The 24,493-nt window shown below is 64.0% G+C and carries 22 protein-coding genes; 12 read left to right on the forward strand and 10 right to left on the reverse strand.

The window, feature by feature from the left end; all coding sequences use genetic code 11:
- Positions 1-24 precede the first annotated feature (24 nt).
- The 5 genes from ACZI8R_RS04860 to ACZI8R_RS04880 all read left to right on the forward strand — a co-directional run bounded on the left by ACZI8R_RS04860 (position 25) and on the right by ACZI8R_RS04880 (position 8,316).
- Entirely contained in the window at positions 25-561 is a 537-nt protein-coding gene (locus ACZI8R_RS04860; protein ID WP_463378448.1) for an NUDIX hydrolase, read from the forward strand.
- Positions 558-2,924 (forward strand): DUF6049 family protein, encoded by a 2,367-nt coding sequence (locus ACZI8R_RS04865; protein ID WP_463378449.1) that lies wholly within the window; start codon positions 558-560, stop codon positions 2,922-2,924. The genes ACZI8R_RS04860 and ACZI8R_RS04865 overlap by 4 nt, the downstream gene beginning before the upstream one ends.
- Entirely contained in the window at positions 2,921-6,844 is a 3,924-nt protein-coding gene (murJ, locus tag ACZI8R_RS04870) for a murein biosynthesis integral membrane protein MurJ (RefSeq protein ID WP_463378450.1), read from the forward strand. The genes ACZI8R_RS04865 and murJ overlap by 4 nt, the downstream gene beginning before the upstream one ends.
- 52 nt (positions 6,845-6,896) lie before the next feature.
- Positions 6,897-7,487, forward strand: coding sequence for an RNA polymerase sigma factor SigM (gene sigM, locus ACZI8R_RS04875; RefSeq protein WP_463378451.1), 591 nt, complete (start codon positions 6,897-6,899; stop codon positions 7,485-7,487).
- Between the two features lie 82 nt (positions 7,488-7,569).
- Positions 7,570-8,316 (forward strand): hypothetical protein, encoded by a 747-nt coding sequence (locus tag ACZI8R_RS04880; protein ID WP_463378452.1) that lies wholly within the window; start codon positions 7,570-7,572, stop codon positions 8,314-8,316.
- Here ACZI8R_RS04880 and ACZI8R_RS04885 read toward each other — a convergent pair whose 3' ends face one another.
- Positions 8,317-8,859 (reverse strand): TetR/AcrR family transcriptional regulator, encoded by a 543-nt coding sequence (locus tag ACZI8R_RS04885; protein WP_463378453.1) that lies wholly within the window; start codon positions 8,857-8,859, stop codon positions 8,317-8,319.
- Positions 8,860-8,959: 100 nt separating this feature from the next.
- Between ACZI8R_RS04885 and ACZI8R_RS04890 the strand changes: the two genes are divergently transcribed.
- The 5 genes from ACZI8R_RS04890 (at position 8,960) to ACZI8R_RS04910 (ending at position 14,007) form a co-directional block, all read left to right on the forward strand.
- Positions 8,960-9,976 (forward strand): NAD-dependent epimerase/dehydratase family protein, encoded by a 1,017-nt coding sequence (locus tag ACZI8R_RS04890; protein ID WP_463378454.1) that lies wholly within the window; start codon positions 8,960-8,962, stop codon positions 9,974-9,976.
- Positions 9,973-11,193 carry a 4,4'-dithiodibutanoate disulfide reductase gene (gene nox, locus ACZI8R_RS04895; protein WP_463378455.1) on the forward strand — a complete coding sequence of 407 codons (1,221 nt, stop codon included), beginning with the start codon at positions 9,973-9,975 and terminating at the stop codon, positions 11,191-11,193. The genes ACZI8R_RS04890 and nox overlap by 4 nt, the downstream gene beginning before the upstream one ends.
- Before the next feature lie 86 nt (positions 11,194-11,279).
- Complete coding sequence (trxB, locus tag ACZI8R_RS04900) at positions 11,280-12,263, forward strand: thioredoxin-disulfide reductase (protein ID WP_463378456.1); 984 nt, start codon at positions 11,280-11,282, stop codon at positions 12,261-12,263.
- 48 nt (positions 12,264-12,311) lie between these two features.
- Positions 12,312-12,635, forward strand: coding sequence for a thioredoxin (gene trxA, locus ACZI8R_RS04905; protein WP_463378457.1), 324 nt, complete (start codon positions 12,312-12,314; stop codon positions 12,633-12,635).
- 172 nt (positions 12,636-12,807) lie between these two features.
- Entirely contained in the window at positions 12,808-14,007 is a 1,200-nt protein-coding gene (locus ACZI8R_RS04910; protein WP_463378458.1) for an N-acetylmuramoyl-L-alanine amidase, read from the forward strand.
- Between the two features lie 19 nt (positions 14,008-14,026).
- Here ACZI8R_RS04910 and ACZI8R_RS04915 read toward each other — a convergent pair whose 3' ends face one another.
- The 4 genes from ACZI8R_RS04915 to rsmG all read right to left on the reverse strand — a co-directional run bounded on the left by ACZI8R_RS04915 (position 14,027) and on the right by rsmG (position 17,656).
- Positions 14,027-14,734, reverse strand: a complete 708-nt coding sequence (locus tag ACZI8R_RS04915) for a GNAT family N-acetyltransferase (RefSeq protein WP_463378459.1) — start codon at positions 14,732-14,734, stop codon at positions 14,027-14,029.
- Positions 14,735-14,822: 88 nt separating this feature from the next.
- The gene (locus ACZI8R_RS04920) at positions 14,823-15,908 is read right to left on the reverse strand and encodes a ParB/RepB/Spo0J family partition protein (RefSeq protein ID WP_463378460.1); all 1,086 of its coding nucleotides are present in this window, start codon (positions 15,906-15,908) and stop codon (positions 14,823-14,825) included.
- Positions 15,905-16,909, reverse strand: coding sequence for a ParA family protein (locus ACZI8R_RS04925; protein ID WP_463378461.1), 1,005 nt, complete (start codon positions 16,907-16,909; stop codon positions 15,905-15,907). The genes ACZI8R_RS04920 and ACZI8R_RS04925 overlap by 4 nt, the downstream gene beginning before the upstream one ends.
- Before the next feature lie 63 nt (positions 16,910-16,972).
- Complete coding sequence (gene rsmG / locus ACZI8R_RS04930) at positions 16,973-17,656, reverse strand: 16S rRNA (guanine(527)-N(7))-methyltransferase RsmG (protein WP_463378462.1); 684 nt, start codon at positions 17,654-17,656, stop codon at positions 16,973-16,975.
- A 575-nt stretch (positions 17,657-18,231) separates the two neighbouring features.
- Here rsmG and ACZI8R_RS04935 point away from each other — a divergent pair.
- Positions 18,232-19,137 (forward strand): VOC family protein, encoded by a 906-nt coding sequence (locus ACZI8R_RS04935; RefSeq protein WP_463378463.1) that lies wholly within the window; start codon positions 18,232-18,234, stop codon positions 19,135-19,137.
- A 208-nt stretch (positions 19,138-19,345) separates the two neighbouring features.
- Here ACZI8R_RS04935 and ACZI8R_RS04940 read toward each other — a convergent pair whose 3' ends face one another.
- The 5 genes from ACZI8R_RS04940 to rpmH are packed head-to-tail and all read right to left on the reverse strand — an operon-like array spanning position 19,346 to position 21,888.
- On the reverse strand, positions 19,346-19,882 hold the full coding sequence (locus ACZI8R_RS04940; RefSeq protein WP_463378464.1) for a Jag family protein: 537 nt from the start codon (positions 19,880-19,882) through the stop codon (positions 19,346-19,348).
- Between the two features lie 20 nt (positions 19,883-19,902).
- Complete coding sequence (gene yidC / locus ACZI8R_RS04945) at positions 19,903-21,021, reverse strand: membrane protein insertase YidC (protein ID WP_463378465.1); 1,119 nt, start codon at positions 21,019-21,021, stop codon at positions 19,903-19,905.
- A 4-nt stretch (positions 21,022-21,025) separates the two neighbouring features.
- Positions 21,026-21,343, reverse strand: coding sequence for a membrane protein insertion efficiency factor YidD (gene yidD / locus ACZI8R_RS04950; RefSeq protein WP_463378466.1), 318 nt, complete (start codon positions 21,341-21,343; stop codon positions 21,026-21,028).
- A complete protein-coding gene (gene rnpA / locus ACZI8R_RS04955; protein WP_463378467.1) occupies positions 21,340-21,717 on the reverse strand; it encodes a ribonuclease P protein component in 378 nt (125 codons plus the stop codon). The genes yidD and rnpA overlap by 4 nt, the downstream gene beginning before the upstream one ends.
- A gap of 27 nt (positions 21,718-21,744) precedes the next feature.
- Positions 21,745-21,888 carry a 50S ribosomal protein L34 gene (gene rpmH, locus ACZI8R_RS04960; protein ID WP_463378468.1) on the reverse strand — a complete coding sequence of 48 codons (144 nt, stop codon included), beginning with the start codon at positions 21,886-21,888 and terminating at the stop codon, positions 21,745-21,747.
- Positions 21,889-22,602: 714 nt separating this feature from the next.
- On the opposite strand from rpmH, the gene dnaA reads away from it, so the two are divergent.
- On the forward strand, positions 22,603-24,222 hold the full coding sequence (gene dnaA / locus ACZI8R_RS04965) for a chromosomal replication initiator protein DnaA (protein ID WP_463378469.1): 1,620 nt from the start codon (positions 22,603-22,605) through the stop codon (positions 24,220-24,222).
- Positions 24,223-24,493 lie beyond the last annotated feature (271 nt).

Consider the following 24,493-nt stretch of genomic DNA (forward strand, 5'->3'; position numbering starts at 1 on the left):
TCTGCGCCCTCTACTATCGATTGGGTGTCTGCTGCCGATCGTGCCAACAGGAGTCGCCGTAACTCACGGCGACGTTCCGGCGTCGGCGCACCCGCGAAAACCCGCATGCGGACGGTCCGGGAGACCTCTGCCGGTGGGCTCGTGGTCAACGGTCTCGACGGGCCGCGTGAAGGCCTGTGCGCTGCACTGATAGGCCGTACCGACCGGCGCGGCAGGTTGTTGTGGTCACTACCCAAAGGCCACATCGAGAAGGGTGAGACACCCGAGCAGACCGCAATGCGTGAGGTCGAGGAAGAGACCGGCATCCAGGGCAGCGTGCTCGCCTCGCTCGGGAGCATCGACTACTGGTTCGTCACCGAGGGCCGCCGGGTGCACAAGACGGTCCACCACTATCTCCTCCGGTTTCTCGGCGGAGAACTGTCGGACGAGGACGTGGAAGTCACGGAGGTGGCCTGGGTGCCCCTCACCGAACTCCGCTCGAAGCTCGCCTACGCCGACGAACGCAAGCTGGCAGAAGTGGCCGGTGAACTCATCGCCGAGATGAATGCCGACGCCGGATGAAGCCGATCCTGCGCCGAGCCGGCGCCGTGATCATGACCGCGGTAGCAGTGTCCTTCGGACCGACCGCGGCCACTTTCGCCTCCGCCGGCCCTGTTCATGTGCAGGACCCGGCACCGATACGTGGCGACAGTGAGACCGACGAACCACAGTTTCTCCACCTGGACATCGACGAGGTGACACCCTCCTCCGTCACGACTTCGAGCGAACCGATCGTCACTGTCAAGGGTTCGGTCCGCAACGTGGGCGACCGCCCCGTCGAGGACGTGGACGTCCGCCTCCAGCGTGGCCCCGAAATCACCGAGAGCCCCGGTCTTCGGTCTTCCCTGACGCTCGATCAGTCGCGATACGACACGGTCGGGGAGTTCGACACCGTCACGAACCGCCTGGCAGAGGGCGCGAGCAAGGACTTCACGCTCTCACTTCCGCTCCGCTCCGACACCAAGCCGTCTCTCGACATCACCGAACCCGGTGTCTATCCACTGATGGTCAACGTCAACGGCACGCCCGCGTACGGCGGCGCGGCCCGTCTGGACGACGCCCGCTTCCTGCTGCCCGTCCTCGGAGTACCGGGGACGCCCCCCGTACCGCCGAGCACCTCGAACCCGGTGGCGATGACGATGATGTTCCCGCTCGCCGACAAACCACGCTTGGCAGCGGGCATTCCCGGTTCGATCAACGACCCGGTCCGGTTGGTGGACGACGATCTCGCGAGGTCACTCGAAGACGGCGGCCGCTTGGAGGAACTGGTCTCTTCTCTCGAGTCCGCGACCCGCGACAGCGTCGACGGGCGCCACGAACTTCGCGACAGCCTGTGTCTGGGCGTGGACCCCGATCTGCTCATCACCGTCGAGAACATGACTCGCGGCTATCTCGTGGTCGACGATCCACGTCAACCGAACGGCGCAACTCACGACGGTGCCGGGCGCGATGCGGCAACGGCCTGGCTGGACCGCGTGCAGGCGCTCTCCCAGAACATGTGCACGACGGCCCTCCCGTTCGCGCAGGTGGATCTCACCGCACTCACCGCCATCGGAAATCCGAAGCTGACCGAGAGCGCGCTGCAATCGCCGGCAGATCTGGTGGACAGCATCCTCGGCGTCAGCACCATGCGGAACCTGGTGTGGAGCGATTCCGGTGTGATGGACACCGCCACCGCCGCGACGCTGCGCCGCGAGAAGGACACGACGGCCCTGCTGTCGGCGAACGCGGTGGACGTCGACGATCCCGTCACCGGTGAGACCGCACGCCTTCTCGATCCGATCCCCGCGAACGAAGGCCAGACCGCCGCAGGTGCCGTCGACGCACTCCTGTTCGATCCGGCGGTCGCTGCGTCGCTGTCCGCAGTCGGGGCCACCCCCCAAACCCCCTCGTTCACTCCTCCCGGGTCTCGGTACAAGCTCATCGACGATTCGGAGACCGCGCGCCGCCAGGACGCGTTGGGAGCGATTTCGTGGTCGGCACTCAATCCACCGAAAGGCGGAGAACCGGCGTCACCGCGATCGACCGTGCTCGTTCCGCCGCAACTGTGGACCGCCGACGGCGACGACGCCGACGCACTCCTCGCCGGCGTGTCGTCCCTGTACCGGTCCGGCCTCGCCACCCCACGCCCGCTCGACAAGGCGATGGGCGGCGCACCGGACCTGCCGGGGGTCACCGAACTCGACTACCCGCACCGCGCCCGCGAGGACGGCACCACCGAGGCCGTCCGCCTCGCGGCAGCGGACCAGTTACCTCGGATCGAATCGTTGCAGGCCGCAGTCGTCCCCGACCCGCAAGGCATCCTCACGCCCGCCAGATTCACCGCGCCGCTGCGGGAGGACCTGCTCCGCGCGATGAGCCTCGCGCACCGCCGCGACGCCGAAAGGGCACGCGCGGAAGAAGCTGCGGTCAATCGCACCAAGCAGGTCAGCACTGCGCTGGATCAGATGACCGAGGCGGTTTCCGTCGTATCGCCCGGCGGCGTCTACACCCTCGCGTCCGAGCAGAGCCCCCTTCTGCTCGTCGCCCGAAACGACCTGCCGATCGGCATCGACGTGCGCCTGCACGTGGACGCCCCCGACGGTGTGAAGATCACGGACATCGGTCCCACCACATTGCCGCCGCGCGGCAGCCGCACCCTCACCGTGCCCGCCCAGATCGACGATTCGCGCAAGCTCGACGTGAAGTTCTCACTGACCACCGCCGACGGGCGTGCGCTGGGAGAACCGACGACAGCCACGGTCCGCTCCAACGCCTACGGTCAGGCATTGGCCATACTGACCGGGTGTGCCGGCGCGTTGCTGCTGCTTCTCGCCGGTCGCCGCCTTTGGCATCGTTTCCGGGGGCAGCCAGACCCAGCCGACGAAGGGTACGAACGTTCATGACCGGGAACACCCCCGAACGGGGCCGTCCCGTTGCCCGCTCCCATCCACGTGTCACCCCTTGGGAACGGGACTATCGGGACAATTACCACTACCGGTCCGACGAAGCCCCCACCGTGCAGTTCGCCGCCATTCGCATCGATTCGCCCCCGGAGCCCGTCGCCGAGCCCGACACCGCGACCGACGATCCCGGCGAGCGGCAGGAGCAGGGCAGCAAAGGACTGCTCGCATCGACCGGTTCGATCGCGATCGCCACGCTGATCAGCCGAATCACCGGGTTCGCGAAGCAGTTGCTGATCGTCACGATCCTCGGCGCCGGTGTCGCAAGTTCGTTCACCGTCGCCAGCGTCATCCCCAACATGATCTCGGAGTTCCTGCTCGGCGCAGTGCTGACGGCCATCGTCGTTCCGGTACTCGTCCGCGCCGAACGCGAGGACCCGGATCGTGGTGCCGCGTTCGTTCGCCGCCTCTTCACTGCCTCGCTGGTCCTACTCGGCACCGGAGCGGTGCTGGCAACCGCTGCCGCACCGCTGCTCACCCAGCACCTGTTCCTCTCCAAGGACGGACAGGTCAGCACCGCACTCACCACGGCACTCGCGTATCTTCTGCTTCCGGCAATCGTCTTCTACGGCCTTTCCGCCCTGTTCACAGCCATTCTGAACACGCGCCAAGTGTTCAGGCCCGGCGCCTGGGCCCCCGTGTTCAACAACCTCGTCGTCCTCGCGGTCCTCGTCGTCTACCTCGTGACGCCGGGCGAGATCTCTCTCGATCCGGTGCGGATGGGCGATCCGAAGCTGCTGACGCTCGGTATCGGTGTCACGCTCGGTGTGATCACGCAGGCGGCCAGCATCCTGCCGGCGATCCGCCGCGAAGGCATCGACCTTCGTCCGCTGTGGGGACTCGACGATCGGCTCAAGCAGTTCGGCGGAATGGCCGTCGCCATCATCCTGTACGTCCTGCTCAGCCAGGCCGGCATGGTGGTCGCCACCAGGATCTCGTCGCACGCGGACGAGGCCGGACCGGTCATCTACCAGAACGCGTGGGCCCTGCTCCAGCTGCCGTACGGCGTCCTCGGTGTGACCGTGTTGACGGTCATCATGCCGCGCCTGAGCCGCAACGCCGCCGCCGAAGACACACCCGCAGTGGTCGACGATCTGTCGGTCGCGACCCGCCTGACGATGATCGCGCTCGTCCCGATCGTCGTGTTCCTGACCTTCATGGGTCCGCAGGTCGGCGAGGCGTTGTACGGGTACGGAAACTTCGGACCGGAAGATGCGAACCGTCTGGGCGAAGCGGTGAGTTGGTCCGCCTTCACCCTCCTCCCGTACGCCCTCGTACTCATCCACCTGCGCATCTTCTACGCCCGAGAGAAGGCGTGGACTCCCACCTGGATCGTTCTGGGCATCACCACCGTCAAGATCGCGCTGTCGTCGCTGACCCCGATCCTGGCCTCGAGCCCCACCCAGGTCGTGATTCTCCTCGGCGCAGCGAACGGTCTCGCGTACGTGACCGGCGCGCTGATCGGCGGTTTCCTGCTCCACCGCAGCCTCGGAAACCTGCAGATGGCCAACGTCGGCAAGACCGTGTGGACAGTCGTGCTCGCCTCGGTCGTCGGCGCTGCGGTCATGCTCGGTGTGGATCGGCTCGTCGGCCTCGCGAAGCTCACCGAGTCGCTCGGTGGCCCCGGATCGATGATTCGGGTCATCCTCGACGCGGTACTGATGCTTGGTCTGACGTTCATCGTTCTGTGGTTCGCGAAGGTTCCCGAGATCCTCTCGATCACGGTGGCCGTCACACGGAAGGTGCGCGCGATGCGCGGCGGGCAGGAAGCGCCGGCCGCCGCCGATCCGATGTTCGATGCAGAAACCGAACTCATACCGGTGGTCCGAACCGGTGCGCACGTGCACGATGGACCCTCGGGACTCCCGTACCCTGGACAGCATCGGGCGGGAATGCAGCCCGGGCAGGGTCGAAGTTGGGCATTCGAAGGTGAAGGAGTGAGGGTGAGCGACGACGACGTGCCCGGCAACAAGGCTGCCGGAAGTTCTGCGGTGCGAGCATCCGAGGGCGACTCGGCTGCTCCCGCGAACGGCATCGACGCCCCGACCACCAGCATCGACGCTCCGACCACGGGTATCGATTCAGGGAGTGCCGGCGTCGCGACGCCCGGTGGGCCGGACAAGCCCTCCGACACTCGGGCGTCCACCGAATCTCGGACCGTCCCACCCGGAACCAGGGGGCCTTCGGACGTTCGCAAGGTGCCGCGCACCACGCGTCCCGAGGGGAGCCATTCGGGACGCGACAACACGGTCGACACCGGTGTCATGCCCGTTGTGACCGGCATCGACAGGGCCGATCACTCGCGTCCTGCCGCACGCGGACCCAAGTTGATTCCGGGCGCATCCGTCGCCGGCGGCCGCTATCGCCTCCTCACCCCGCACGGCGGCGCTCGTGGCCTCCAGTTCTGGCAGGCGCTGGACATCAAACTCGACCGCGAAGTTGCGCTGACCTTCGTCGATGCCGAGCAGCAGTCCACATCGAGTGGTCCGGAAGGTCCGCAGGCGATCCTGTCGCGCACCCTTCGTCTCGGCCGGATCAACCAGCCCGGACTCGCCCGTGTCCTGGACGTCGTCCGCGGCAGTTCCGGTGGCATCGTGGTCGCCGAATGGACGCCCGGCCGTTCACTCCGGGAGATGGCCGACACCAAGCCGTCCCCGATCGGTGCCGCGAGCGCCATCCGCGCGCTCGCCGCAGCCGCCGAGGCCGCGCACCGCGCCGGTGGGGCCCTATCCATCGACCACCCGGACCGGGTTCGCATCAGTATCAGCGGCGATGCCGTGCTGGCGTTCCCAGGAACGCTCGCCGACGCCGATTCCAAATCCGACGTCCGCGGTCTCGGGGCCATGCTTTACGGCCTCATCACGGCTCGCTGGCCTCTCGCAGAACCCGGCAAGCCCGGTGAGAAGAGCAACCACACCCCGGGCAGCGTCGGCGGAATGCGCCTCGCAGACCGTGATTCGGGCGGGGCGCCGATCGGTCCCCGCGTGATCCGTCCCGAGGTGCCGTTCGAAATCTCGGCGGTGGCGTTGCGCTCCCTCGAGACCGACGGCGGCATCCGCACCGCGGCCACGGTCCAGCACATTCTGGATCAGGCGTCCGTCGTCAACGAGAAGACCGAGATGATCCCCGCGCTGCGGCTCGGACAGCGGGCCCCCGGGGCTTCCGGCCACGCGCTCGCCGACCCCGAGGCAGTCGAGGCAGAGAAGAAGAAGTCCAACCAGATGCTGATCGCGCTGGCCGCGCTGTCGGTGGCCACCGTCGTCGCACTGGCGCTGCTCGGGTTCTGGTTGGCGAACTTCCTCACCGGCAGCAGTTCTTCCGCACCGCTGGCCGAGCAGACCGCAATCGGCCTCTCCGGTGCCCCGGAGGAGCCGGGCTCGGGCTCTGCGGAAGAGGACGGTTCGGAGCCGGCACCCGCTCCCGGCCCAGCCGTGGTCGCGGACGGGGTCTCCGTCTTCTCACCCCAGGGCACGCCGGACAGCCCCGCGAACGCTCGTCTCGCGATCGACGGCGACCCGGCCACCGTGTGGAGCACGGACGCGTACTTCCAGCCGTTCCCGTCGCTCAAGAACGGGGTCGGCCTGATGGTCACTCTTCCCGACCCCACCGCCCTCTCGGCGGTGACGATCGATTCGCCGACCCCGGGTACCAAGCTGGAGATCCGTACGGCGCCCTCGCCCGATGCCGGCTTGGACCAGACTCAGGTGATCGGCACCGCCGATCTGCGTAGCGGCGTCACGGACGTGCCCGTCCGAATGGAGGGCTCCACCCAGAACGTGCTCCTCTGGATCACCGAACTGGCGAAGGACGGTGGCCAGAACCAGTCGTCCATCGGCGAGGTCGGATTCAAAGCAGCCGGCTAGGGTCCCGCAGCAGAATAAGGTCCACCCGGCCGCAGTGGGCTAACATCCGCCGGTGCACTTCTACAGGGGGGTGGACGCCTCGGGTTCCGACGAGTCGTCCGACATCGACTTGCTGAACGCTCATGTGGCGGGTGATCCGCACGCGTTCGCGGTCCTGTTCAGACGACACCAGAACCACCTGTGGCACGTCGCGAATCGAACGAGCTACTCGGCCGAGGATGCGGCCGATGCTCTCCAGGACGCCATGCTGTCGGCCCACCGGACCGCTGCGGCGTTCCGCCGGGATGCTGCGGTGCGCAGCTGGCTCCACACCATCGTCGTGAATGCCTGCCTCGACCGAATTCGTCGAGCAAAGGCCCGCCCCACGCAGGCGTTGTCCGCAGACGAGGCTGACCATCCACCGACTCCCGGCGACGAGGTATCCGCCGTGGAGACGCGTCTGATGATCCACCAGGCGCTGGGTGCCCTCCCGGACGACCAGCGGCTTGCGGTGGTCGCAGTGGATCTCGAAGGCCGGTCCGTTGCCGATGCGGCCCGAGTTCTCGGCGTGCCGGCAGGAACGGTGAAGAGTCGTTGCGCGCGCGGCCGAAGGAAGCTTGCGGAATCTCTCGAGTATTTCCGCGACGGTGGGAACCGATCATGAGCTTGCCGCGTCCAAACTATGTGAGGGCCCACGACACCATGAGCGCCTACGCCCGGGCGGCACAACAGGAACAGGAGGGGTGATGGATACCGAAGACGCTGTTCCTTCACCGCCGTACTCCGCAGATCTGTTGTCCGATCTTCACGCCGGTGTGTTGTCCGAGTCCGTCAGCGCACAGCTGTGGCCGCGAGTCCGAAGCGACCGTGAAGCGATGCGGATCATCGACGGCCTCGATGCCCTGCAAAACACACTTGCGGAGCACGGTCGCGACCACACCGTCGAGTCACCCATTCCCGAGCACGTTGCCTCACGTATCGATGCGGCGCTGGCTTCTGCTTCGGCACAGCCTTCGTCTTCGAGTGACTCCGAACCCGACAATGTGCTTCGTTTTCCGCGTAGAAGACGAGCCTGGGCACTCACCGCGGCGGGTGCCGCAACTGCCGCCGCTGTTGCCGTGGTCGTCGCAATGGTGGCGATACCCGGGGCACCCGATCAAGAAGAGACGGTCGCCCAGCCGACGTCCTCCGCAGAGCAATCCACCGATCTCGACTTCGCGGCCGATCCCGAGCCCGGCCAGATGATGACATTGGTGGGTTCACGAGATCTCGGTCCTTTCGAGCAGCCGGATGTTCTCGCGGATTGCCTGCAAGCCAACGGGATCGACCGATCGAAGCCTGTCCTCGGGTCCGGTCAGGTCAAGGTTCGCGGGCGTTCCGGCACCGCACTGCTACTGGCCGGTCCACAACCGCCGCAGATCACGGCACTCGTGGTCGGAAACGGCTGCGGCGCAGACAGTCCCGATACAATTTCACGAGATGACATCGGCTGATCAGCGAATCAGCAACGACACGATTCGGGCACGCAGTTCTGGTGAATCATCCTCGGCAGCAACGAGGCTCGTGAACAATGCCGCACCAGCTCCGAGCACGAGAAGTGCCTTGGCGGTCAAGAGGTCGCCCTCGTCGTCTCCGGCGAACAGTGCAGTACTCGGGCCGCTGAAGCCCTGCCACAGTGCGGTTCTCAGGCCTTCGTGATCTCTGATGGCCGCCAACAGTCCTGGCGTGGCGGCCCGTACTTCGGGACGCGCAAACAGTTCGGCGCTACCCGTCACCACCCACCGGATCCACCCTTCACGATCGGTGCCCTCGAACGGTCGCAGATCCGGCGTGACTCCGAGTAGAGCACCCAGCACGAGATGAGCCTTGGACGGCCAGCGTCTCGCCATCGACGCACGGCTCACCCCTGCGCGTGCCGCGATGGCCCGCATACTCAGCTGATCCCAGCCCACGTCGACGAGCATCTCTCTCGTGACGGTGAGAACCTCGTCGTCGATGCGGGGATCGCGGGGCCTACCCGGTCTCTGTGCGTTCATCGCCCTCGAATTCTGTGACAAATGTGGCTCCGACGCTATATGGTCCCACTTACGGATCCACTGGTCTCGTAATTATTCGATACTCACGACAGGTAGGCAGATGAAGGTCGCCATCACCGGCGCAGCGGGGTACGTCGGCGCTCACTCGACGGCGGCGCTCCTCGCGGACGGCCACTCCGTCCGGCTACTCGCGCTCCCGCACGAAGCAGAAGTCACCGCACTCTTTCGCGGCCATGAGGACCGGATAGAAGTGGTCATCGGCGACATCCGTGACAAGTCCGTGGTCGAGGAACTTCTGGACGGATGCGACGCCCTTCTGCACGGCGCGGGCGTGGTGGGGACCGACGACTCGCGCGAAGATCTGATGTGGGCGGTGAACGTGCAGGCGACGGCCATGATTCTCGCTACCGCCGCCATGCGACGCCTGGACCCGATCGTTCACGTCGCGAGTTTCAGCGCATTGTTTCCCTCGCCGGACCCGGTGATCGGCCCGGACAGTCCCCCCGCTTCGGCGCGCAGCGCCTACGGCCGCACCAAATCGGCGGCGGACCGCTTCGCCCGCGCCCTGCAGGATGCCGGGGCGCCCGTCGTCGTCACGTACCCCAGCAGTGTCGTCGGCCCCGGTCTCGGCACCACCCGCGGGATCACGGAGGAGGGGTGGGGCTCGATTCTGAAGCTGGGCGGCGCTCCCCGCATGCACGGCGGGATGCAGATGATCGACGTCCGGGACGTGGCTGCCGTACATGCCGCTGTCATGGTTCCCGGCCGCGGGCCGAAACGATACGTGTGCGGCGGGATGATGGTCCCGTTCGACACGATGGTCGACATTCTCGAGCGCGAGTCCGATCAGAAGATTCGCCGGATTCCCCTGAACGGAGCGGTATTTCGGGTCGTCGGTCGCATCGCCGACCTACTCAGGCCACTCGTCCCGCTCTCCGCCGGTCTCGGCTACGAAGCCGCGTGGCTCCTGACCTCCGCCGTCCCGACGGACGATTCCCGAACCCGCAGCGAACTCGGTCTCACCTGGCGCTCACCCCAGGATGCTCTGGCTGCCGCCGCACGCCCGGGCAACACACCACCAGTCGACACCCATACGTCCGAGAGGTCCCACCGATGAATACCGCACCCTTCGAGCCCGCACGGTTGGGGCCGCTGACCCTGCGCAATCGATTCGTGAAGGCCGCCACATTCGAGGGCGTCATGCCGCGGGGGAGGGTCACCGACGAGCTCATCGACTTCCACACCGAAGTCGCCAAGGGCGGTGCAGCGATGACCACCGTCGCCTACTGCAGCGTGTCACCGGGTGGACGTGTCCACCGAAACACGTTGGTCCTCGACCGTGATCACGTACCCGACCTGCGCAGACTCACCGATTCGGTGCACTCCGAAGGCGCATTGGCCTGTGCGCAAATAGGGCACGCCGGCCTCGTGGCCAACACCCTGTCCAACAAGGAGAAGACGCTCGCACCGTCCACTCGGCTCAGCCCCCCGGCCATGGGCCTCGTGCGAGGGGCGCGGCTCGATCAGCTCGACCGGGTGGCCGACGAGTTCGTCGCGGCTGCTCGGAATGCCGTCGAATCGGGGTTCGACGCACTCGAGGTGCACCTCGGGCACAACTACCTGCTCAGTTCCTTCATGAGCCCCAATCTGAACAAGCGCAGCGACCGGTACGGCGGAAGTGTTCGCGCCCGGGCCGAGTACCCGCGTCGGGTTCTGGAGCAGATCCGCCAGGCAGTGGGCAGCGACGTCGCGGTGACGGCCAAATTCAACATGACGGACGGCGTCCCCAAGGGCCTCTGGCTCGACGAAAGTCTCGAGATCGCCCAGTGGCTCGAAGCCGACGGGAATCTCGACGCCCTTCAGCTGACGGGCGGCAGCTCGCTACTCAACGGCATGTACTTCTTCAGAGGAGAGGTGCCGATGGCGGAATTCGTCGCGTCCCAGCCCAAGCTCGTCGGCTACGGCCTGAAACTGTACGGCCCCAAAATCTTTCCCACCTATCCCTTCGAAGAAGCCTTCTTCCTGCCGATGGCCCGCCAGTTCCGGGAGGCCCTGAAGATGCCTCTGATCCTCCTCGGCGGCATCAACCGCATCGACACGGTGCACACGGCCCTCGAGGAAGGATTCGAGTTCGTCGCCATGGCGAGAGCCCTTCTTCGCGACCCCTATCTGATCGACAAGTTCCGTCGCCACGAAGTCCGTGAAGGACTGTGTATCCACTGCAACAAGTGCATGCCGACCATCTACAGCGGTACGCGGTGCGTCATCCGCGACCCGCATCACGGTGTCATGCGCGATCGGGATCACGGTGGGCTCGGGAACAACACCCTTTAGTCTGGTGTTGAGTCGAACGTGCACCTGCGAACTGCAGGCACCCGCACGAACGGCGAATACCCCGCCCTGACTATCGGAAGGCCCGCATGACCACTCCGTCGACGGTTCACGAACTCATCATCGTTGGCTCGGGACCTGCCGGGTACACCGCGGCTGTGTATGCAGCCCGCGCAGAGCTCGCACCCATCCTTTTCGAGGGAACCCAGTTCGGTGGCGCCCTCATGACCACCACGGACGTGGAGAACTTCCCCGGGTTCCGTGACGGGATCATGGGCCCCGACCTCATGGAACAGATGCGTGAGCAGGCCAAGCGCTTCGGCGCCGACATCCGCACCGAGGATGTCGACGAGATCGACCTCTCCGGTCCGATCAAGAAGGTCGTCGTCGGGGGAGAGACCCATCAGGCGCACGCTGTCGTGCTCGCAATGGGTGCCGCAGCACGCTACCTGGGCATTCCCGGGGAAGAAACGCTTCTCGGCCGCGGCGTCAGCGCCTGCGCCACCTGCGACGGTTTCTTCTTCAAGGACCAGGACATCGCCGTGATCGGCGGCGGTGACTCCGCGATGGAGGAGGCCACCTTCCTCACCCGCTTCGCGAAGAGCGTCACCGTCGTGCATCGCCGTGACGAGTTCCGTGCATCCCGAATCATGCTCGAGCGCGCCAAGTCGAACGACAAGATTCGCTTCGTCACCAATGCTCAGCCGCTTTCGGTCCTCGGTGAGAACAGCGTCACCGGGCTGGTCGTCCGCGACACCCGTACCGACGAAGAGACCACACTCCCCGTCACCGGCGTGTTCGTCGCCATCGGCCACGACCCGCGTAGTGAGCTGGTCAAGGGCCAGGTCGACATCGACGACGAGGGCTACGTGCGCGTGCAGGCGCCGACCACCTCGACCTCGATCGAGGGTGTCTTCGCGGCCGGCGACCTGGTCGACCACACCTACCGGCAGGCCATCACCGCGGCCGGCACAGGTTGTTCGGCGGCGATCGATGCAGAACGTTGGCTCGCCGAGCGGGGCGACATCACCGCCAACACCGTTTCCGCCGCGGGCGAGCCTGTAGACGCCTGACCTCGGTTTTTCGAATAAATAGGCCTTTCGAGTACATAGGAGAATCCCGTGTCGAACACCGTCACAATCACCGACGATTCCTTCGAGCAGGACGTTCTCGGGAGCGACAAGCCAGTTCTCGTCGACTTCTGGGCCACCTGGTGCGGACCGTGCAAGATGATCGCCCCCGTCCTCGAGGAGATCGCCGGCGAGCATTCGGACAAATTGACCATCGCAAAGCTCGACATCGACGCCAACCCCGGCGCTGCGCGTGACTTCCAGGTCATGTCGATTCCGACGCTGATCCTGTTCAAGGACGGAAAGCCGATCAACACCATCGTCGGCACCAAAGGTAAGGCCGCTCTCCTGAAGGAACTCGCCGAAGTTCTGTAAGCGTCCACGCGAATCCGGCCCCCATAACGTTCGGGGTGCCGGATTCGCGTTTTGCAGTGCCGGATTCCCGATTTGAGGGGAACTTCTGAGACAATCGTTCGATGTGCTCGTGAAGCACCGGCGGAAACGGACACAGCGATCGACTCGCCCCACGCACGAGAGGCCCTGAAGCATGCAACGACTCCGACACGGCGATCACGGCCCGGCCGTCGCGGAGATCCGGGGCACCTTGTCGAGTCTGGGTTTCCTCCACAACGGTGTCGCAGAAACGCGTCGTGAGAGCACCAACGGATCGCATTGGATCGCCCCGGACGCCGTCTTCGACCACCATCTCGACAGCGCGGTCCGCGCCTTCCAGCAGCAGCGGGGTCTTCTCGTCGACGGGGTAGTGGGTCCGGCCACCTACCGGTCCATCAAAGAAGCTTCGTACCGGCTCGGTGCGCGCACCCTCATCTACCAGCTGTCCGCGCCGCTGTACGGCGACGATGTGGCAACTCTCCAGACCCGCCTGCAGGATCTCGGCTTCTACGTCGGCCGTGTCGACGGCTTCTTCGGTCCGCACACCCACGACTCGCTGTCGTCTTTCCAGCGTGAGATCGGCATCGCGTCCGACGGAATCTGCGGACCCGCCACACTTCGTTCTCTCGAACTGCTCGGCACCCGGGTGACCGGTGGTTCTCCCCATGCCATCAGCGAGGAGGAGTTGGTTCGCCGCTCCGGCCCGCAGTTGAGCGGTAAGCGCATCGTCATCGATCCAGGACTGGGCGGTGAGGCCACCGGCGCCATCGTTCAGGGTCCGGAAGGTGCCATCTCGGAGGCAGAGATCCTGTGGGACCTTGCCAGCCGACTGGAAGGCCGGATGGCGGCCACCGGCATGGAGACGTTCCTGTCACGCCCGTTGGGATCGAACCCTTCCGAGGCCGAACGTGCCTCCACATCGAACGCATTCGACGCCGACCTGATGATCTCGCTGCGATGTGCGTGCAGTTCCAGCCCTGCTGCCAACGGCATCGCCAGCTTCCACTTCGGCAATTCCCACGGCTCGACCTCCATGATCGGGCAGGTGTTGAGCGGATTCGTTCAGCGCGAGATCGTGGCGCGAACCCGCCTGCAGGACTGCCGGACACACGGTCGCACCTGGGACCTGTTGCGGCTCACCGACATGCCCACCGTTCAGATCGATCTCGGCTATCTGACCAACGTGTCCGATGTGGCCGTGCTCGCCAGTTCACGCGCCCGTGACGCCATCGCCGAGGCCATCTTGATTTCGGTGAAGCGCCTCTACCTCCTCGGGCAGGACGACCAGCCCACGGGCACATTCACTTTCGCCGAACTCCTGGCAGAAGAACTCGCGGCCGCAGACCGCTCCTGAGCGGTAGATCTTCGTTCTGCTAGCTGCGCCCTGCGCCGACAGGCGTACGTTTGCCGGCGTTCTCGCCGATCTCCACCATCGTCAGTGCAGACGACTCGAGCAGCCGTTCGAGTGCCGTCTCGACGTCTTCCTTCCAACCGTGGTTACGGTCGAGTTCGAGACGCATTCTCGGGAAACGATGGTGGGGCGCAACAACTTCGAACCCGAAATCCTCGAGGAACTCGGTCCGGATCATGCACTCCTCGGGGGAGCACTCCCTGGCAGCGGTCGCCGAAGCCACTCGAGGGTCGTAGCGGTCTCCGACACCGGTGATCCCGAACGCTTCCAAGGCCCTGACACCACGGCGAACGAGATCTGCGACAACCGACTGCATCAGAGTCGTTCCCAGATTCATCTCCTCGCCTGCGGGCTCGAGACGAACCGTCGTGAGAAGTACCGCGTCGGCACTGACAGGCGCAGTGGGGAACAGACGAGCGCGGGGGACCGTGCGCGGCGGTGCATAGAGAGCGCTACCGACGGGCTTGCCATCGAGTACGGCCACCTGGCCGCAGGATCCCCACTCGAGCATGACCATCGACAGCCATGCCTCTTTCTCGAACTCCTGGTCACAGAAGCCCCGCGAGTCGTGTACCGCGATCGGATCCATCTCCCAGAAGACGCACCGACGAGCATGGGCGGAGAGTTGATCCAGTCCGTCCAGGGTAAGCGAAGTGACGTGGGTGGTCACGATTCGGCTCAGCCTCCCAGGCTCACGGGTGCGGACGCCGCACACCGGCGTGCGGCGTCCCTGATGTGATGTCTACGATCGGCGCTCGTCACTCGGCTTGCTGCGCCCCCATCATGTCCACGATCCTTTGCAGGTCGTCCACCGAGCCGAACTCGACGACGATCTTGCCCTTCCGCTTCCCGAGGCTCACCGTGACACGCGTATCGAACGAGTTCGACAGTCGCTCCGCCACATCCTGAAGGCCAGGCATCTGGATCGGACGGCGACGCTGCTGAGGCTGCGGCGCATCCTGCTCACGATTCGCAAGTGTGACGGCTTCCTCGGTCGCGCGGACCGACATACCTTCGGCGACGATCCGTGCAGCCAAGACCTCTTGCGCATCGGCACCCGCCTCGAGGGAGAGCAGCGCACGAGCGTGGCCCGCGGACAGCACGCCGGCAGCGACACGCCTCTGCACGGGGATCGGAAGCCGAAGCAGCCGAATCATGTTGGTCACGACAGGCCTGGAGCGACCGATGCGTGCGGCCAGTTCCTCGTGGGTGACCTCGAACTCTTCGAGGAGCTGCTGATAGGCGGACGCCTCTTCCAAGGGGTTGAGCTGTACCCGGTGGACGTTCTCTAGGAGGGCATCGCGCAGCATCGCGTCGTCGGCCGTCTCGCGGACGATCGCGGGGATCGCTTCGAGGCCGGCTTCCTGGCTGGCCCGCCACCGGCGTTCACCCATGACGAGTTGGTACTTGCCGTCCTCCATCGGACGAACCACGATCGGCTGCATCAGCCCGAACTCGCGGATGGAGTGGACGAGCTCCGCGATGGCGTCGTCGTCGAACACCTGTCGCGGCTGCTTCGGGTTCCGCTCGATGCTCTCCGGTGCCAGTTCCCGGTACACAGCACCACCGGGGGAGGAGAGGGGCTCCGCCCCGGGCTTTGCCTCCGGAGTTGTTTCGGGGGCCTTCTTCTCGGCCACCGCATCCGGGGACTCGTCGTCGGCCTTCTCACCGTTCGGCTTGGTCGACTTGCTCATCAGATCGGCGGGACTCGGCGCGTGACGCTTGTCTGCACCGATCACCACGTCCGCCGCAGCATTGCCCAACCCTGGACCGCCTGCAGCCGGTCCCGTCGGGATGAGTGCGGCCAAGCCGCGTCCAAGACCACCCTTGCGCGTCTGACTCATCTCTTCTCCTGCGTCGAGTTTCCAGCGGTGCGTGCGGCGAGTTCGCGGCCGGCATCCAAATAGCTCATTGCTCCACGTGAACCCGGGTCGTAATCGAGAACCGTCATGCCGTATCCGGGTGCTTCCGAGACTTTCACGCTCCGCGGGATGACGGCCCGTAGAACTGCTTCACCGAAGTGGCTACGGACTTCTTCCGCCACCTGATCTGCCAGCTTGGTTCGACCGTCGTACATCGTCAACAGAACCGTCGACACATGAAGGTCGGGATTGAGATGCGACTGCACCAACTCGATGTTGCGGAGCAGCTGTCCAACACCTTCGAGGGCGTAGTACTCACACTGGATCGGGATCAGAACTTCCTTCGCAGCCACCATCGCGTTCACGGTGAGCAAGCCGAGAGAAGGGGGGCAGTCGATGAGGATGAAGTCCGCCTCGACGTCGCCGAGTGCCTTCGGGCTCAGTGCCGACTTGAGGCGACCTTCGCGGGCCACCATCGAGACGAGTTCGATCTCGGCACCGGCCAGGTCGATCGTCGCCGGGATGCAGTAGAGCCGCTCACTGTGCGGGCTCTGCTGGATCGCCTCTTTGGCGGTGACTTCACCGAGTAGCAGTTCGTAGCTGGAGGGCGTGCCCGACTGGTGGTCGACACCCAGAGCGGTACTTGCATTGCCCTGGGGGTCGAGATCCACGACGAGGACGGTGAGACCTTGCACCGCCAACGCTGAGGCCAGATTCACCGCGGACGTCGTCTTTCCAACGCCGCCCTTCTGGTTGGCGATAGTCAGGATCCGGCGTTCCGGAGGCTTCGGGAGAGTCACCGAGCCTGGGTGCAAGACCTGGCTCGCCCTGTGCGCGGCCGCGCCGATCGGAGTCTCGTCGCCGTAGATGCTCGAGTAGGGGGCCGTGAATCCGTCGTCCCCGTTCTTCGGCTGGTCGGATTGACGGTCGGTTTCACGTGAAACTGTTTCACGTGAAACGGCGGATTCAGGTCCACCCGACATTGACTACTCCTTCTGTTGGAAAAACTGGACCGCGGGCCTCAACGTGGTCACGGAAATTCGTCATCACCGTCGTCCTCGTCGACGCGGCAGCCGCTCGGCACGAACTACGAGGGTTGGTGTCGGTAGGAGATCGACCCCGCATTCGACAACGTCCACCTTGCCAGCCCCCAGACGTGTTAGGGAAGCGCGATCGCGAGAAACTTCTTCTGCTGCACTCGAACCCTTCAACGCAAGCATTCTCCCATGCTCGTGAACCAGCGGAAGCGACCACTTCGCCAACTTTTCGAGGGGAGCAACCGCCCGGGAGGTGACGACATCCGCGCCGCCGGCTTCTTTGATGACGCCGGACTCCTCGGCCCGGCCACGCACCACCAGAACATCGAGTCCATTCGACTCCACGAACTCGGCCAGGTACACCGAACGCCGAAGCAACGGCTCCACCAGTGTGATGCGAAGGTCCGGTCGCGCGATCGCAAGCGGGATTCCGGGAAGACCCGCACCACTGCCGACGTCGACTACCGACTCACCCTCGCCGATCAACTCACCGAGCACGGCACAGTTGAGGATGTGCCGCTCCCACAGGCGCGGCACCTCACGTGGACCGATGAGTCCACGCTCCACCCCGTCGCTTGCCAAGGATTGGTAATAGCGCTCCGCTATCTCGAATCGGTCGCCAAATACCTTCCGAGCCGTAGCGAGCTCGTCCCAGTCATTCGGCCCGAGGCCATTCTGTTCCACGTGAAACATCCTCCGTGAACATCACGAAATCAACAAAACCAGATCGATTCATTATCCGCCCCGCGACTCAGAATGTTCGACTAACCCCCTCGGATTGATGTGCGTCTTCCCTCACTTCTCGGTCTCATCGCGCTCGCGACCCTTCCCCGGTGGGGGAGGGGAGTGGTTTGCGGCAGGTTTCAACTCTTTCGATCACACCGTTTCACGTGAAACCCGCGACATGAAAATCTTGCCGTCACAGTGACAAAATGACCACGGGTGGATGTAAGGGCGCTCGCAACAGCGAATTTGCCCCATCTTCGCGACGGTGAATCCTCGATCCGAACTAGGGAGACAGCAGATCCATCGACATGTCTGTGGTCCTCCGCATACTCTCCAACGGCACAATCGTCACACCATCCGTCGCCGTACTGACATTCCGTAGGCGGCGCCCTACATCCACCGCAGTGCACCACCAAGAACTCGGTTCGAATCTGTTTCACGTGAAACAGATCAGCCAACCAGATGCGCACGCACGACTAGCGTTGACGAAGGGTGGCGGCCACCGCGCCCAGCGTCCATCCCGTCCAGTTCAGGAGAATGCAATGCCAGCGGCTACTCAGCAGACCATCGTCCCTAACATCTGGTCCAATTCAGTCGCGGAAGAACAGGCCGCGTTCTATGCCGACACCTTCCGTGACTGTTCGATCGAAGTCACCGGCCGATATCCCGAGCACGGGCTACCGGAGTTCCAGCAGGCGATGGCCGGCAAGCCTGTCACCGTCGATGTCTCTCTCGCCGGCACTCGCATTGTGCTCATCAACGCCGGTCCGGAATTCACACCGAACCCGACAGTAAACTTCATGCTCAACTTCGACCCCGTCCTCTACGAGGACGCCAGCAAGTACCAGGACGAAGTCTTCGAGAAGCTCTCGGACGGCGGCCTTGTGATGATGCCCCTGCAGGCATATCCCTTCAGTCCGAAGTACGCCTTCGTGCAGGACAAATTTGGTGTCAGCTGGCAGCTGATCCTCACCGATCCGGAAGGCGACCCACGGCCCTTCGTTCTCCCGTCACTCATGTTCTGCGGGCAGGCACAGAACAAGTGTCGCGAGGCCGTCGAGACCTACATCGATCTCTTTCCCAATTCGGGGTGGGGCACCTTCGCGGAGTACCCGGAGTCGACTGGCCCGGCCCCAGCTGGTGCTGTCATGTTCTCCGAGTTCCGGCTGGCCGGCCAGTGGTTCACCGCCATGGACTCCGGGGTAGAGCAACCCTTCGACTTCAGCGAAGGTATGTCGCTCATGATCAACGCGAACGGCCAATCCGAGATAGACCGCTATTGGTCCGTCTTGTCGACAGTCACCGAGTCCGAACAATGCGGATGGTGCAAGGACTCCTACGGACTGAGTTGGCAGGTGGTTCCCGACAACATGGGCGAGCTCATGTCCCGACCCAACGCCTACGAGCACATGATGCAGATGAAGAAGTTGGAGATCGACAAGTTCTAGCCCTGGAGGAAATTACCCAGTGTCACAGTGACAAAAGACGCCGGTGTAGTTCCTTGGGACGAAACAGAGTGAAAATTGGTCCTCGGCGAGGTAGCCCGAGGCAGCCGCGACCGGGGGAGGGGAGTGTTTGGTTTCACGTGAAACTGAAACAGAAGCGGGGCCCGAGATTATCTCGGGCCCCACCTGTATAGCTTCCAAACTTTGAATGTCAGTCCTTCAGGACCACAACTCGGCGCGAGGGTTCTGCGCCTTCACTCTCACTCGACACACCCTCGACTGCTGCGACAGCGTCATGAACAATCTTGCGCTCGAACGGCGTCATCGGACGGAGCTCCTCGCGCTCACCGCTCTCCTTGACCCTGTTCGCTGCAGCGGTACCGAGCTCACTCAGCTCGGCACGAACGTTCGCGCGCCAACCGGAAACATCGAGCATGAGTCGACTACGTTCACCGGTCGACTGCTGGACGGCCAAACGGGTCAGCTCCTGCAGCGCATCGAGGACCTCACCCTTGCGACCCACCAGCTTGCTCAGATCGTCGCCACCGTCGATGCTGACAATTGCGCGGTCACCTTCGACATCAAGATCGATGTCGCCGTCGAAGTCGAGCACATCGAGCAGCTGTTCCAAGTAGTCGCCCGCGATCTCGCCCTCTTCGACGAGTTCGTCATCCGTGTCGTTCTCTACGTCAGCGACCACCGCGTCGGCCTCGACTTCTTCTACTGCGGTATCCGGCTCACTTGCCATGAGGGTCTCTTCTCCTGAACTCAGCGCCGCTTGCGCTTGTTGGACTTGCCACGATTCTGCTGGGGACGGTTCTGCTTCTGCTTCGCCTGCTGCCCCGGGTTCTTCTTGGCGGCCGGCTTCTCCGAGATCTCCGTGCCAGTGGTGCCGGTGACTTCGCCGCTGACGTCGCCATCGTCCCCGTCGTCCTTTGTCACCGGAGCCGCAGCCTGGGCAGACTTCTTCTTGGACGCATCAGGGCGTGCACCTGGCTTCGGCGCATTGTCGGTACGACGCTCGACGGCAGCGGCCTTCTTCTCGGCCTCCTCCGCGTCGATACGGCGGAACACAATGTGCTGCTGGGCGTAGGTCCAGACGTTGTTACTGACCCAGTAGAGAAGGATGGCGATCGGCAGGAAGGGACCACCGACGAGGACACCGAGCGGGAAGACGTACAGCGCGAGCTTGTTCATGATCGCCGACTGCGGGCTTGCCGCAGCCTCGGGGCTCTGACGCCCGACAGACGCACGAGAGTTGAAGTGCGTGGCAATGCTGGCGATGATCATGAGCGGAACCGCCACGACGGCGATGTTCAGAACCGTCGGGATCGGACCGTAGCTGGCGAAGGCTTCGAGCTGTGCCTTCGGCATCGTGATCCATGCGGAAATCGGTGCACCGAAGAGTCGGGCGCTCAGGAACGACTGGACGTCGTCCACACCGAAGAAGTAGTTGGGAGTGTTGGCGTTCTCCTCGACCGACATACCGAGCTGACCGATGCCGGTGCCGGTGCGGTTGAACGAGCGAAGCACGTGGAAGAGACCGATGAACACAGGTGCCTGTGCGAGCACCGGAAGGCAGCCCATGATGGGGTTGAATCCGTGCTCTTTCTGCAGCTTCTGCATCTCGAGCGCCTGCCGCTGCCGGTCACCCGAGTACTTCTTCTGCAGCGCCTTGATCTGCGGCTGCAGTTCCTGCATCTGCCGAGTGGTCCGCACCTGCTTGACGAACGGCTTGTACAAGATGGCACGCAGCGTGAAGACCAGGAACACCACGGACAGTGCCCAGGTGATTCCGCTACTCGGGCCAAGGAACGGGATGGCACCGAAGATCTTGTGCCACACCCAGAGAATTCCGGATACCGGATAGTAAATGAAGTCGAGCACGGCTCTATGTACTCCTCTGTTCGTCCACGTTCGCCGGACAGCTTGGGTGGTAACTTCCGCGACCGTCGCGGCGGGGTGGGACCGGATCCCATCCACCAGAGTGCCAGGGAGCACACTTCGCGAGGCGCACCACCGTCAAAAACAGGCCTTTGACGGCCCCGTGCGTTCTGAGGGCTTCGACCGCGTACTCACTGCATGTAGGCATGAACCTGCAGGTAGGAAGCCTCAACGGAGATACATAGGTGCGGTAGAGCTCGATCCCGAAGATCAATATGCGCGCAGGAATCGTCCGCAGGGACGACAGTTCGAGTGCGCTGGTCATACCGATTCACTCACGGATTCGAGGAGGTTCATTCGACGCAACAGGTGTTGGATCTGCTGCTCCAGTTCACGACTGGTGGCCGTCGACGCACCGGGAAGAGCACGGATCACGATGTCCGTCCCATCCGGGACTCGGTCGACGAGGCCGACACAGATATGACGAAGCCGGCGTGCGACTCGATGTCGAATCACCGCCGGCCCGACAGCCTTGCTCACAACCAGTCCGAATCTGGGACCACCGAATCTCGCCAACTCGTCCGTCGTCGCGTGATCGAAGGCATGCACGACTACGTCGCGCCTACCACTTCTCCGACCGCGCTTGACCGTCGACGAGAAATCCGAATGACGACGGAGGCGATTCGGCTCAGGTAACATCCCGAGCTCCCAAACCCAGTAACAGGATCAGGCAGTGAGAGATTCACGGCCCTTACGACGACGTGCAGCAACGATCGAACGACCCGCACGGGTACGCATACGAAGACGGAAGCCGTGAACGCGCGCGCGGCGTCGGTTGTTCGGCTGGAACGTCCGCTTGCCCTTGGCCACGGTCAACACTCCTCGAAGTTCATCGACGCCTCCCGGCGTCATGGATCTAGCGATTACGAAAAACTATTTACCCAGTGGCGCGAGAGGTCCGGTGTATCGACTGTACGAAGCCAGCACTCACCGGTCACCTCACCACAGGGTGACTGTTCGAGAGTACTTACCGCTCTCGGTCAGGTCAAACTCGCTTACCGGCGACTTCTCACCGAATCAGCTGTCGACGACCTTACCCGACACGCCGAGGTAGTCCGAATGCTTGCCGCGGACCCACGACTGTGCCATTCCGCTGTGAAGTTGCCGACACCTTGCTAGCGTCTTCCGCATGGTCTTGCCGATGAACCCTGATCGAGTGACTTCACCTCGTATTCACCGTTCTCATCAGCCGATTGTCACCTCTCCATCCACAGGGCACAGACGATGCTCTCTGCGGTCCCCACTTCAGTGGCGTTGACGCGCACTTCCTGACGGTCAGCCCGGTTCTCTCCGGCACCGTTTAGCGATCCCACCCCTTGTTTATGCAGGTAGAGGGATCGGATTCTTCATTCACCGACCCGTGCGACTGCGGTTCGGTGCCAGCGGCCCAGTTTGTCCACATCTGTGGATAATTGTGTGGAAACACTGATCAGATGGCATATTCGTATGCCGGTGAGGGGGTCGACCTCTGGCCCCGAACGCCCGGAATCCGATCCGGGAACGAACCCACCTGGGAGGAACCACGTGAACGAGGATCCGAATGCGCTGGCACGGGTCTGGGTCGACGTTGTCGCAGAGCTCACGTCTTCGAACCCCGGTGGAGATCTGCCTCCATTGAGCCGCGGCCAGAAGGCCTGGCTCGCTCTTGTGAAACCGCTCACCCTCGCGCAGGGCTTCGCTCTGCTGTCGGTCCCGTCGTCTTTCGCACAGGAAGCCATCGAGCGTGATCTGCGTGAGCCGATCCTGCACGCGCTCGGGCGGCATCTCGGCGAACAGGTCGAGGGACTGGGTGTCCGTATCGCTGCCCCTAGCAACGACCCGGAACCGACGGAAGAGTCTTCGACGAGCGCCGATACCGGCCACGACGGATCAGCGCCCCGGACCCACTCCGATTCCGACTCGAGTCGACGACGACGCTTCGAACCCGGCGCCGCGAGTTCCGGCTCCTATCGTCGGCGCGCGTTCTCCGATGCCGAGGGTGAACCGTCCGACTCCGAACTGTCGGATCAGGAAGAGGTGGACGACGAAAGCGAGGCGCTCGCGAGCGTTCACGAATCCTGGCCGTCGTACTTCACGAAACCGCCTTCCGGCCCCTCCACGAACTCGACGGGGGCGGGCAGCCTCAACGCGAAGTACACCTTCGACACCTTCGTGATCGGTTCCTCGAACAGGTTCGCTCACGCAGCCGCCGTCGCGATCGCGGAGGCCCCGGCGCGGGCCTACAACCCGCTGTTCGTGTGGGGAGCCTCCGGTCTCGGCAAGACCCACCTGCTGCACGCAGCCGGCCACTACGCGCAGCGTCTGTTTCCCGGGATGCGCGTCAAGTACGTCTCGACCGAGGAGTTCACCAACGACTTCATCAACAGCCTCCGTGACGACCGGAAGGTCGCGTTCAAGCGCAGGTACCGAGAGACGGACGTCCTGTTGGTGGACGACATCCAGTTCATCGAGGGTAAAGAAGGTATCCAGGAAGAGTTCTTCCACACCTTCAACACGCTGCACAACGCGAACAAGCAGATCGTGGTGTCCTCCGACCGCCCGCCGAAGCAGCTGGCCACCCTGGAAGAACGACTACGTACCCGATTCGAGTGGGGCCTGATCACGGATGTTCAGCCACCCGAACTCGAGACGCGAATCGCCATCCTCAGCAAGAAGGCCAGGATGGACCGCCTCGAGGTGCCCTACGAAGTCCTCGAGTTGATCGCCAGTCGCATCGAACGCAACATTCGTGAGCTCGAGGGTGCACTGATTCGTGTGACGGCGTTCGCCTCCCTCAACAGGCAGCCTCTCGACCTCACACTTGCCGAGGTCGTGCTCAGGGATCTGATGCCCGACTCCTCGACGGTCGAGATCAATGCGGCGACGATCATGGCCGTGACCGCCGAGTACTTCAATATGTCGATCGACGATCTGTGTGGCCCGGGCAAGGCACGGCCGCTCGCGCAGGCCCGTCAGATCTCCATGTACCTGTGCCGCGAGCTCACCGACCTGTCTCTTCCCAAGATCGGCCAGACGTTCGGCAGAGACCACACCACCGTCATGTACGCGGACAAGAAGATCCGCAAGGAGATGACGGAACGTCGCAAGATCTACGACCAGGTGCAGGAGCTCACCGCTCGCATCAAGCAGCGTTCCAAGCGCTGATTCCGGTCGTTTCCCGCTCACATCCGCGGGTCACTCCTCGAGGTTTTGCTCGAGGAGTGACCTCGAGGGGTGGCTCGAGCGGTACCTCGAGGTCTATCTCGAGATGAAATTTCTCGTTCACATTCACGACACACCGCACCGACACGCCGTTCATCGTGCCTGGAAGAAAGCACTCACACCTGTGGATAACTGTGGGGATGAGGTGGAATTCCTGTGGACCGGCGGGGGACAAACTCGAACAACCTCGAGTAGTCCACACACACCCGGATTT

It is taken from the genome of Rhodococcus huquni, assembly GCF_055231055.1.